The organism is Paractinoplanes rishiriensis (assembly GCF_016862375.1).
Lineage (GTDB): Bacteria > Actinomycetota > Actinomycetes > Mycobacteriales > Micromonosporaceae > Actinoplanes > Actinoplanes rishiriensis.
The window spans coordinates 39,138-50,596 of sequence record NZ_BOMV01000073.1 but is presented as its reverse complement, the minus strand read 5'-3'; the positions used below and the strand labels follow the sequence as shown (position 1 = coordinate 50,596).

Genomic DNA, 11,459 nt, shown 5'->3' with positions numbered 1-11,459 from the left:
GAGTATCGGCACGGTGACAGCGCAGCTGAGTGCTCCGGTCGCCAGCACCATGTGGTTCGATGTCCCGGCCGGCCGGGTGGGGCTGCGGCACGGAAGGCGTACCGGATGAGCTTTGATCTTGGGGTTTTGGCGATCGACGGCTGGACCGACGTGGCCGAGGTGGTCGCGATGGTCGAGCGGTGCCGTCGGGCCGACCATGCCGAGGGCGATCTCGATCCGCGGATCGTCGGCTTCTACGAGCGGCTGCGGGCGGAGTTCCCGGACCATCCGCCTGGTGGGGACGACAGCCCATGGATGAGCACGCCGCTGGACCTGGGCATCGATCACGTGTTCATGAGCCTCAGTTTCGGCGTCCGCAGCAACCCGGCCCTGGAGCTGATCCAGGATCTCGCGGCCGACTACGGGCTGACGATCTGGGACCCGCAGGACGGGTCGGCGCGCCGCGCGGTGCGGCCGCCGTCACGGGATGAGGTCGCCGGGTGGTGGCGCGACCTGCTCGACGGCCGGTGCGGCGAGGAGGAGATCCAGGAGCGCGTCCGGCCGTGGATCGAGGAGGACGCCGTCGCCGTCGACGACCCGATCACCGCGATGGGACTTCAACACCTTTTCGGGTACGGGGTCACCCGCGACCAGCTGGAGCGGTGGCTCGACCAGGGAAAACGGCACGATGCCGACCCGGCAGGCTGGCAGCGGGACCGGTTCGCCGGTTCGGTGCTCGCGGTCCGGCGCGACCGCGGCGTCGAGCATGCCCGGGCGCTGGCGCTGCAATTGGAGTCGCAGGGCCGGCTGTCCGCGGCGGACGTCGCACGCTTGCTGGGCTGACCTCCCTGCCCGGAGGGGCACGCGCCGGCCACGGCCCCGGCCCCGGCGACGACGGCGAGGGCGCAGATCGCTGTCCCGGAAGCCCTCTCGTCAGCCCGCGGACATGTCGGCGCCCGCGCTGCCGGCGGGGACCAGGAAGTCGCTGCGGGGGAGCGTGCCGTCCGCGGCGCGCGGACCCTGGGCGACGGCGGCGTCGGTGGAGCGGAACAAGGCGGCCGCGTCCTGCCAGATGTTGCCGCGCTGGGTTGCGCCCGCGTTGGCGCGTACGGGGTCGCCGCTGTTGCCGGACGCCACGTTGTCGGTCAGCGCGCCGGCCGTGGTCTCCAGCAGGCGGAAGCCGTGGCGGCCGTTGCGGAGGGCGGTGTTGTTGGTCAGGCGCAGCGCGCCGCGGTTGGTGCTGTTGCTGAAGCCGTCGTTGACGTTGTCCCAGGCGGCGTTGTCGCGCACCGTGTGGGCCGCGGCCGGCTCCGTCGCGCCGCCGCCGAGGTGGAAGCCGTCGCCGTTGCTCTGCCAGCCCGCGACGTTCCAGCGGTTGACGCCGTTGCCGTAGGCCCAGTTGTGGTCCAGGGTCACCGGGGAGGCGAATCCGCTCAGGTCGAAGCCGTTGTCGGCGTTGTGGAAGGCGCGGTTTCCCCGGATCACGTTGCCGGCGCCGGAACCGTGCTGGACGGCCAGCCCGGCACCGGCACCGCCGCCCGCGGCCGGGTCGTAGTTGCGGAAGAAGTCGCTGTTCAGCACCTGGTTGCCGACCGTTCCCTCGCCGGTCAGGGTCAGGCCCGACCGCCGGTTGCCGTGCATCGACAGTCGCTGGAAAACCATCGAACGACAAGAAGTGCACACGTACGCGTGCGTGGTTGAGTTTTTGATCTCCAGGCCTTGCACGGTCCAGTACGCCGCCTTGTGGTTGACCGCCCACTCGTCCGGCACGCGGCCGGCGTCGATCACCGGTCGTTCGCCGCGGTAGTTGCTGAGCGTGATCCGCCGGTCCGCCGTGCCGCTGGTCCGGATGACCACCGTGGCGGTGGGGCGGTAGGTGCCGCCGCGCATCGCGATCGTCTGCCCGGGGCGCACCGTGGCCACCGCCTTGGCGAGGGTGCCGAACGGGCGCTCGAGGGTGCCGGAGCCGGAGTCGGAGCCGCCGGGCGCGACGTAGATGTCGGCCGCCGCGACGCCGGTGCCGGCCGGTGCGCCGGACGGCCTGGCCGCCGGCGCCGAGGTGGCGGCCGCCCTGGACGGGGGAGCGCTGGGGGTCCGGATGGCGACCGCGGGCGGCCGGGCGAGCGCCTGCGGTTCGCCGTCGGGCACCGGCGTCACGTGGACGGCGTAGGCGAAACCGCCGCCGGTCGCGACCGTCACGGCTGCCGCGCCGGCCAGGACTTTGCCGGAGCAGAACTTCTGGACGGCGCTCCAGACCGGGGTCGCCGTCACCGGGACGCCGGTGCCGAGCCCGGCGGGAATCGGCAGCACCGCGGCGCCGAGCAGCAGCCGTTCCGGTGCGATCAGCCCGTGCCGGTAGCGGACGCAGCGGTCGCAGTCGCGGACGTGCCGGACCAGCCGCTTGCGCCACACCGAGGTGACCTCGCCGTGCCAGTCGCGCAGCACCGTACCGAGCTCCGCGCAGCGTGGTGCCGCCGCCAGCGCCCGGACCACGCTGCGGGCCGCCTCGAGCCGCCCCTTCATCCGCAGCATGCGCATCCCGAGCAGGCCGGTGCCGACGGTCAGCTGCTCCGCGGTGCCGTCGCGGTCGAGCCGGCCGACCTGCTCCTGCCACCAGAGCGACAGCAGCTGCCGGTCGCCGGCGTCCAGCCAGCGGGCGGCCTCGGCGAGTTCCCGGCGCTGCGCGGCGAGCAGCAGCCCGGTCACCGTCCGCTCGGCGAAGTCGGCGTTCGCGTCCGGAGGATCGGCCGGCAGGTCCCGCCGGCGCTGCGCGATCGTGCGCTTGCTGCGCTGGTTGCGCTGGATTTCCCGGTACGCGATGGTGGCCAGCCAGGACGGGAAGCGGTCCGGCTCGCGCAACCCGGGCAGGCCGCGGACGGCGTTCACCATGGTCTCCTGGACCACGTCGTCGACGTCCGGGTGCCCGTCCAGGGCGCTGCCGACGACGCTGTAGACCATCGGCAGGTGCGCGGAGAACAACTCGGCGAGCGCCTGCTCGTCGCCCGCCTGTGCCGCCATCACGACGTCAGCCGTGCCCTCCGACATCGCCGTACCGCCTCTCCGGACCGAACTTCCCCCGCGACTCGTAGATGCCGCCGGAAGACACAGATATCAGAAATCTCGAATCTTTGTTGACGAGGCTTCCCGGAGAACGGCATCACGCTTTTTGCCGGAGATATTTCTGTCTTTCTGAAATGGTCGACAGATTAATGTCCGTCGATTTACTTTCACCCCCATCCCTCGCCCCAAGGAGTATGACTTGCGTACGTTACGAACAATGGCTCTCGGTCTGGCGGCGGTGATCGCCGTGCCGGCCGCGTTCCTCGGTATCAGCTCGCTGTCCTCGCAGGCCGCCACCACCCTGACGGTCGCCGCCGACGGCACCGGCCAGTACCGGACCGTGCAGGCGGCGGTGAACGCGGTCGCGGCGAACAACGCGAGCCGGGCGACGATCACCATCAAGAAGGGGACCTACCGGGAAAGCGTGGTGATCCCGTCGAACAAGCGTTCATCACGTTCCAGGGCTCCACCACGAACCCCGCCGAGACCGTCATCGTGAACAACAAGCCCGCGTCGACCGCGGGCACCACCGGTTCGGCGACGGTCTACGTGCAGGCCAAGGAGTTCATCGCCCGGAACCTGACCTTCAACAACGACTACGACGAGGCCAGGAACGGCTCGTCGCAGGCGCTCGCCCTGGCGCTCTACGGCGACAAGGCGCATCTGGCGAACGTGCGGGTCACGGCCGACCAGGACACGCTGCTGATCTACAACAGCGCGCGGGCGTACATCTGGAACTCGTACATCGAAGGCACCGTGGACTTCATCTACGGCAACGGCACCGCGGTCTTCAACGCCTGCCGCATCTACGAGAAGCGCAGCACCGGCGGCTACCTCACCGCGGCCAACACGCCGGCGAGCCAGGCGTACGGCTTCCTGATCTACAAGTCGACGGTCACCGGCGCCGCGAACAACGTGACCTATCTGGGCCGCCCGTGGGGTGCCGCCGGCCAGGTCACCGTCCGCGAGTCGGCGCTGAGCGCCACCATCAAGATCGCCCAGCCGTGGACCGACATGTCCGGCAACTCGTGGAAGAACGCCCGGTTCTACGAATACAGGAACACCGGCGCCGGCGCGACCACCAACAGCAACCGCAAGCAGCTCACCGATGCGCAGGCCGTGAACTACACCCCGCAGAAGTACCTGGCCGGCAACGACGGCTGGAACCCGGTCGGCTGACCCCGGGGCACCCGCGATGAAGCGGGCGATGCCGTTTCGATGAACCTCCCGGCCAGGATGATCGGCGCGCGGCCCACCCGGGCCGCGCGACCCGACAGGTCGAGGGGACTTCGATGAAACGCTCCGTAGCACCCATGCCCCGAGCGGCTTACCGGTTGGCGCTGGCCGTCCTGGCCGCCTCCATGGCCGCGACGGTCGGCGCACCGGCGGCTCTCGCCGCGCCGGTCGCCCGGCCGGCAACGGCCCTGGCGGACCCGCCCTGCGCCGGCCTGTTCACCTCGTTCTGGTCGCCGGCGTTGATCACCATGCGGCGGTCGCCGGCACCGGTCGGCCGGATCGACTGGAACTTCCTGCTGACCCCCGCGGCCATGCTGGTGTTCGGCCCGATGCTCACGGTCTCGATCGACCGGGCCTTCGTGAACAGCCGCGAGATCACCTCGCCGTACGGCCCGCACTTCGAGCGGAACACGTACGACTTCCACGGCAGCCTGAACAAGTACAACTGGAAGGGCTCCGCCGGCGGCGGGACGATCCAGACCGGTGACCGGCTGGAGTTGTACTGGTCGCTGAAGAGCGACAGCGCGGTGGGCCAGGCCGCCGTCGTCTGCACGGTCACGGCGCCGGGAGTCGGCTGACGCCGGGCTATTTAACCGACTTAAGTTAGTACCGCGCGGCCACCGCGGCAAGGCCTGGCCAGCGGACTTTCCGGCATGCGCCGTTCGCGCCTTCCTTGCGCACTCACGGGTATACGTCCCGGTTTAACATGGCGGTAACACATAGAAGATCATCACTGCCTAGTCACGGGGGAGAAGAACACCGGAGGTAACCCATGAAGAAGCGATTCGGCACGGCGGCCGTCGCGACGTTCGTGCTGGTGGCCGCGTCGCTGCTGGTGGCACAGCCGGCGCATGCCGCAGTCGGCCTGCGGGTCAGCGGGTCGAACATCGTCGAGGCGAACGGCAGCACGTTCGTGATGCGCGGCACCAGCCACGCGCACGTCTGGTACCAGAGCCAGACCAGTTCGTTCGCCAACATCAAGGCGCTGGGCGCGAACACCGTACGGGTGGTGCTCAGCGGCGGGCGCTGGGGCGCCAGCTCGGCGAGCGACGTGGCCAACGTGATCTCGCTGTGCAAGGCCAGCCGGCTGATCTGCGTCCTGGAGAACCACGACACCACCGGGTACGGCGAGGACGGCGCGGCCACCTCGCTCGACCAGGCGGTCAACTACTGGATCAGCATCAAGAACTCGCTGGTCGGCCAGGAGAACTACATCATCATCAACATCGGCAACGAGCCGGTCGGCAACAACAACGCCGCCCAGTGGACCGGTGCCACCACCGCCGCGATCCAGAAGATGCGCAGCAACGGCTTCCAGCACGCCCTCATGGTCGACGCACCCAACTGGGGCCAGGACTGGCAGTTCGTCATGCGGGACAACGCCGCCACCGTCGCGGCCGCGGACAGCCAGCGCAACACGATCTTCTCGGTGCACATGTACGGCGTCTTCGACACCGCCGCGGAGATCACCTCGTACGTCTCGTCGTTCAAGAGCCGGAACCTGCCCCTGGTCATCGGGGAGTTCGGCCACAACCACAGCGACGGCAACCCGGACGAGGACACCATCATGGCCACCGCGGTCTCCCAGGGCATCGGCTATCTCGGCTGGTCCTGGAGCGGCAACGGCGGCGGCGTGGAATACCTCGACCAGGTCACCAACTTCAACGCCGGTGCCCTGACCTCGTGGGGCCAGCGCCTGTTCAACGGCGCCAACGGCATCCGGTCGACCGCGCGGCAGGCGACCATCTACGGATGACGGAGTGGGCCGGCTGTCCGGCCGGCCCACTTCCCAAGCGCCCGGCCGCCGTGGACGATTGCCTGGTGGAACCGCATCGATCGACTGCGGTGGCGGTGCAGACCGGCGATCCCGAGGTGGCCCGTGCCGTCTGCGGTGAACACCTGTACCCGCGGTCGATGCGGCTGCTGCGGCCGGGCGCCAGTCTCGACGCGCGGTTTGCGTTTCTGCATCTCGGGTCGATGACGGTGGCGGATGTGCGCTACGGGGCCGAGGTGGCCGGGGTGACCGGTGAGCTGGGCAGCTATCACCTCAACGTGGCTCGTTCCGGCCATTTCTGGGCGGGCCAGGCTGGCCGGCCGTTGGCTGCCGAGCCGGGCCGGGCTGCGGTGTACCGGCCGGTGGGGGAGACGGAGTTGCACTATGCCAGCGCCGACTGCCGGCTGTTGGCGGTGAAGATCGACAGGTCGGCGCTGGAGGCGCATCTGGGGGCACTGCTGGATGCTCCGGTGCGGGGTGTGGTGCGGTTGTCCGGTCAGGTGAAGCTGGATCAGGCGGCTGGGCGTTCGTGCGCGGCGTTGGCGGGTCTGTTGAGTGGCGAGATCGGCAATGCGGGCAGTTTGTTCTATCAGCCGATCGTGGCCGCGCCGGTGGAGGAGGCGCTGATGACGGCGTTGTTGCTGGCGGTTGATCATCAGTACCGGGATATGTTGGCCGGGCAGCCGTATTTCGGGTATGCGCCGCGGAGCATCGCGGCGGCGGTCGATGCGGTTCATGCTGACCCGCGGCGGCCGTACACGGTGGGTTTGCTGGCGGAGATTGCGGGGACCAGTCCTGGCCGGCTGAGTGTGGAGTTCGGGCGGCAGTACGGTATGGCGCCGATGGCGTATGTGCGCGACGTGCGGTTGGTGGCGGCGCACGCTGAGCTGGTCGCGGGGGATCCGGCCGGTACGTCGGTGATCGCCGTCGCGCACCGGTGGGGCTTCGCCCGGCTGGAACACTTCGTCGCGCGGTACCACCAGCGTTTCCGGGTCGCGCCGGCCACTACCCTGTGGCGCCGGCCAGGTCGTCTCCCACTGAGGTGATCAGGTCGTCGACCGCGCTGTCGTCGATGCCCTCCAGCTCGATGATGAGCCGGTGCACGCCCACGTCGGCGTACCGGCGGACGGTGTCGAGGTCGGGCACGCCCGACGGGGTGAGGGTGATCTCGAGGTCGCCCAGGGCGGCCGGTCGCTCCACGTCGCGGGCGGTTTCGGCCAGCGCGCGCACCGCCTGGCCGGTCTCGTCGACGTCCAGGCCCCAGCCGTACCAGCCACTGCCCTGCCGCACGGCCCGGCGGTAGGCGGCCGGCGAGTGACCCCCGACCACGATGGGCGGGTGCGGTTGCTGGACCGGCGAGGGGTGCTGGACAACGCCGTCGTAGGAGACGAACCGGCCGGTGAACGACGGCTCAGCGGACCACAGCGCGCGCATCGTGGCCAGGTATTCGTCGGTGCGGGCGCCGCGCTCGGCGAGGGTCACGCCCATCGCGTTGAGCTCCGGTTCCATGTAGCCGGATCCGACGGCGACGGTCAGCCGCCCGCCGGACAGCACGTCCAGCGAGGTGAGCTGCTTGGCCAGCAGCACCGGCTGGCGCTGCGGGAGCACGATCAGGCCGACGCCGAGACGGACCCGGCTGGTCACCGCGGCCAGGTAGGTCAGCGCGACCAGCGCCTCCAGCCGGGGCGGGTTGCCCTCGCCGGGCGGGAGCGCGATGTGGTCACCCACCCAGAGCGACTCGAAACCCGCCTCCTCGGCCATCCTGGCCCGCCGCACCAGCACCTCGGGTGTGACGTTGCGGTCGCGGTGCAGCCCGTACAGCCCAAATTTCATCCCGCCACCCTAGCAATTGGCTCGAATCATTACGACACTGTCGGCTATTTGCCAGCCGCGCGACACGTCCAGGATTTACCCGACCCCGATGCGACAATTTGTTCAGGCAATTCGTAACGGGTGGAGAAACATGAACAATAATAAAGGTCAGGTCCGCCGGGTAATCACCCGTCTTGGACACGGTTCGCACGCTATTGCCGACGCGGCACCGGATGCCGACAAGCTCAGCGAAAAGGGCTGGACGAAACTCAGCGAGGCGGTACAGAGCCCGGACGCCGGCACCACGGATTTCGATTATCTCTTCCCCGAGCTGGTCGGCCGGCCCGACAAGCACCTGCCGGCGGGCAGCGACGACGAGGTCATCGCCACCGTCGCCGCGCTCAACGATCTGGGCAACGCCATGATCGCGCAGGAGTCGCCGTCCGGCGGCAAGAGTTCGCCGATCCCGCCGGTGTACACCTATTGGGGTCAGTTCGTCGACCACGACCTCACCGCGGCCACCGACAACGACAACCAAATCAGCATTCGCGATACGCCGCTGCCGCCGCTGGACCCCGATCAGGTCCGGGAACTGCTCACGAATGCGCGTAATCCCGCGCTCAACCTCGATTCGGTGTACGGCGACGGGCCGTTCGCGCCACCGCCGGCCGGTCCCGGCGAAATCGCCGTGCCGTACCAGGAGGAGGACCGGGCCAAGCTGCGGCTCGGGACGATCAAGGTGATCGGCACCGGGGGCGTCATCGTCCCGCCGGCCGGCGATCTCGCCCGCGACCTGCCGCGGCGCGACGACCGGACGCCGCTGATCGGCGATTCCCGCAACGACGAGAACCTGGTGGTGGCCCAGCTCCACGTCGCTTTCCTGCGCTTCCACAACGCCACCGTCGACTGGGTACGCGCGAACGAGCCGCACCGGACCAGCGTCAGCGACGTCTTCCTGCGTGCCCGGGACCTGACCCGCTGGACGTACCAGTGGCTCTGCCTGCACGACTTCCTGCGCACCGTCACCGTGCCGGACGTCGTGGACTTCGTGCTCGGCAACGACACCGGCGACCTGCTCGGCCTCGGCTCCCGGCCGCGGCCCTACATGCCGCTGGAGTTCGCGGTGGCCGCCTACCGCTTCGGCCACAGCATGATCCGCGGCGCGTACGACTGGAACCGCAACTTCGGCCGGCCCGGCAACGGACCCCTGCCGAACGCGTCGCTGGACCTGCTGTTCCGGTTCACCGGCGTGGGCGGGCTGGGCTCCTCGGAAACCACGGACAACCGATCCCTGCCGAGCAACTGGCCGATCGAGTGGGACCGGTTCGTCGACAAGGACAGCCTGTTCCCCGACCGGTTCGCCGAGCCGATCGACACGCACCTGGCCCGGCCGCTCGCGGACATGGCGAACCAGGCCGCCGGCCAGACCGGCACGCCGGACGTGCTGGCGCTGCTCCGCCACCTCGCCCGGCGCAACCTGCTGCGCGGCTACCGGCTCGGGCTGCCAACCGGCCAGGCGGTTGCCGAGGTGCTGGGCCTGCCGGCGCTGACGCCCGAGCAGGTCGCCGGTTCCGACCCGATCGCCGCGGCGGTCAAGGCCGGCGGTTTCGCCACGCGTACGCCGCTGTGGTTCTACATCCTGCGCGAGGCCGAGGTGCTGGCCCAGGGCAACACCCTGGGCCCGCTGGGCAGCCGGATCGTCGTGGAGACCTTCGTCGGCCAGCTGCGGCACGACCCGACGTCGTACCTGCGGCAGACCAGCTGGTCACCCAGTGCGGGGGTACGCCTGCCGGACGGGTCGCCGGTCGACAGCATCCCGGCGTTCCTGCGGTTCGCCGGCGTCCTGCGCTAGTGCGACCCGGACCGCCCCGCCACCCCCGAGCCGGCGGGGCGGTCCGGTGTCAGCACTTGAAGTTCGAGTACGCGGTTTCCGGCGACATCGAGTTGCGGGCCAGGATCTGCTGCAACGTGCTCGTGCCGGCGATGATGTCCATCCCGGTCCGGGTGAAGGTGGCCTCGTTGTAGACGTTGCGCGCCAGCAGCGGATTGGTCAGCGCCTGGGTGAAGGCGTCGTACGCGACCATCGTCGTCATCAGCGAGCCCATCATCTCGTCCCGGCCGTAGTCCTCGGCGAAGATGCCGACGTACCATTCCAGCCGGTCGATGTCCCCGTAGAGCACCGCCAGCCGGCTGCGGAGTTCCCGGTTCTTGGTGAGTTCGTCGAAACTGCGCAGGCGGTCGAGCCCGAACTGCTCGCGGTAGTCGTTGTAGGACGCCAGCCGGGCCTTGCGCATCAGGGCGACGGCCCGTTCCTCCACCGACGGGACGTCGGGGTGCTGAGGAGCCCGGGTGGACAGGAAGTAGGGGGTGTTCAACAGCCCGATCCGGCCGGAGCGCTGCCGCGAGCACTGCGCGATCAGCGTCTCGATCCCGCGCGAGATGATGAGCGGATTGTTGTTCCGGAAATCGGTCGAGGGGACCCGCCCGCCGTCCAGCGTGATCGCGCTCGGCACCAGGGAGTGCCACCGGTAGAGCAGGTTGAACTCGATGGACACCCAGTTGGACCGGTTCCAGGTCTTGCCGTCCGCGGCGAACGGCACGAGTTCGATCGGGAAGTCGCCCGGCGTGATGTGCCTGATGTACTCCTCGACCACGATCTTCAGGAGCAGCACGATCATGATGTTGCGGGTCGTCTCGAACAGGCGCGGGTCGGCGCCCTCCGGGTCGTCCGCCCACTCCGGGTGTGCCTCGCGCAGCGCGTCGGCGATGCGATTGTGCTCGCGCAGAAAGAGCACGTTGAGGATCGTGTTGCCGATGGTCGAATTGCCGTGCTCCAGGCCGACCGCGAAGAACGAGTCCTTCCGGTCGTCGGGGCAGTCGCCGAGGATGACGTCGGTGATGAACGCCTCGTCGTGCAGATCTTTGAACTCCGGCTTGAACAGCAGCGTGCCGCCCGGCGAGCGGGGCTCGAACAGGAAGGCTGGATATTCGGCGCCGTCGATCAGCTGACTCTTCAGGCGCCCGCCCTCGTGCGAGCGCAGCATGCCGGTCTTCTCCTCGGTCAGACCGTAGATCTGACAGAGGTCGATCTCCTGGTTCGACGTGTTCTGCCGGAAATCGGCGCGGCTGGTCCGCAGGAAACTGTCGGTGAACCACTGCGCGAAGAAGGAGAACATGACGCTGGTGTCCGACGATTCCACCCGTACGTCGTCGCCCTTGTCGTCTTTTGGGCTTTGGAACAGAAGGCTCACGTCGGACTCGGCCGGGAGGAGATCGGGCGGCCAGTCGAAAGGGGGCAGGTGCCGTCCGGTGAACTTGCGATCGGTCAGACTCATCCAGGTGGTGTAGTCGCCGGCCATCGAAAAGGCGCGCGGGCGCGGTGAGGTCGAACTGGCCAGAATGTCGATCGCCAGGCTGCTCACCACCCGCCGCACCAGGGGAATCCGGGCGAGTGGTTCGAGGAGACCCGGCAGCCGGCGGGCGAGCGTGAGAGCGATGTTGTCCACGGAAGATCCTCCTGGGCAATGGTCATCAGTGCTGAGACTGTTGTGCTGATATTCGCCGACGCCGGGCGGGCAGACATCCCTGAGTTCAGGCA

The 11,459-nt window shown here is 69.2% G+C and carries 9 protein-coding genes and 1 pseudogene; 7 read left to right on the top strand and 3 right to left on the bottom strand.

What is annotated here, in order from left to right; translation table 11 throughout:
- Positions 1–105: 105 nt before the first annotated feature.
- Positions 106–822, top strand: coding sequence for a hypothetical protein (locus Ari01nite_RS34525; RefSeq protein ID WP_203786453.1), 717 nt, complete (start codon positions 106–108; stop codon positions 820–822).
- Between the two features lie 90 nt (positions 823–912).
- On the opposite strand, the gene Ari01nite_RS34520 is transcribed toward Ari01nite_RS34525, so the two are convergent.
- On the bottom strand, positions 913–3,024 hold the full coding sequence (locus Ari01nite_RS34520; protein ID WP_203786452.1) for a sigma-70 family RNA polymerase sigma factor: 2,112 nt from the start codon (positions 3,022–3,024) through the stop codon (positions 913–915).
- Positions 3,025–3,256: 232 nt separating this feature from the next.
- Between Ari01nite_RS34520 and Ari01nite_RS51075 the strand changes: the two genes are divergently transcribed.
- The 5 genes and pseudogenes from Ari01nite_RS51075 (at position 3,257) to Ari01nite_RS34500 (ending at position 7,095) form a co-directional block, all read left to right on the top strand.
- The gene (locus Ari01nite_RS51075; protein ID WP_275410905.1) at positions 3,257–3,538 is read left to right on the top strand and encodes a pectinesterase family protein; all 282 of its coding nucleotides are present in this window, start codon (positions 3,257–3,259) and stop codon (positions 3,536–3,538) included.
- Positions 3,535–4,218, top strand: a complete 684-nt coding sequence (locus Ari01nite_RS34515) for a pectinesterase family protein (protein ID WP_275410904.1) — start codon at positions 3,535–3,537, stop codon at positions 4,216–4,218. The genes Ari01nite_RS51075 and Ari01nite_RS34515 overlap by 4 nt, the downstream gene beginning before the upstream one ends.
- 113 nt (positions 4,219–4,331) lie before the next feature.
- Positions 4,332–4,853 carry a hypothetical protein gene (locus Ari01nite_RS34510; protein WP_203786451.1) on the top strand — a complete coding sequence of 174 codons (522 nt, stop codon included), beginning with the start codon at positions 4,332–4,334 and terminating at the stop codon, positions 4,851–4,853.
- A gap of 194 nt (positions 4,854–5,047) precedes the next feature.
- Positions 5,048–6,028: pseudogene (locus Ari01nite_RS34505) on the top strand (glycoside hydrolase family 5 protein); the annotation flags it as partial.
- Complete coding sequence (locus Ari01nite_RS34500) at positions 6,028–7,095, top strand: AraC family transcriptional regulator (RefSeq protein WP_203786449.1); 1,068 nt, start codon at positions 6,028–6,030, stop codon at positions 7,093–7,095. The pseudogene Ari01nite_RS34505 and the gene Ari01nite_RS34500, both read left to right, overlap by 1 nt.
- Here Ari01nite_RS34500 and Ari01nite_RS34495 read toward each other — a convergent pair.
- The gene (locus Ari01nite_RS34495; protein ID WP_203786448.1) at positions 7,055–7,882 is read right to left on the bottom strand and encodes an LLM class F420-dependent oxidoreductase; all 828 of its coding nucleotides are present in this window, start codon (positions 7,880–7,882) and stop codon (positions 7,055–7,057) included. The genes Ari01nite_RS34500 and Ari01nite_RS34495 overlap by 41 nt on opposite strands.
- A gap of 130 nt (positions 7,883–8,012) precedes the next feature.
- Between Ari01nite_RS34495 and Ari01nite_RS34490 the strand changes: the two genes are divergently transcribed.
- Complete coding sequence (locus tag Ari01nite_RS34490; RefSeq protein ID WP_203786447.1) at positions 8,013–9,713, top strand: peroxidase family protein; 1,701 nt, start codon at positions 8,013–8,015, stop codon at positions 9,711–9,713.
- Between the two features lie 49 nt (positions 9,714–9,762).
- Here Ari01nite_RS34490 and Ari01nite_RS34485 read toward each other — a convergent pair whose 3' ends face one another.
- Positions 9,763–11,367, bottom strand: a complete 1,605-nt coding sequence (locus tag Ari01nite_RS34485) for a peroxidase family protein (RefSeq protein ID WP_203786446.1) — start codon at positions 11,365–11,367, stop codon at positions 9,763–9,765.
- Between the last annotated feature and the right edge of the window lie 92 nt (positions 11,368–11,459).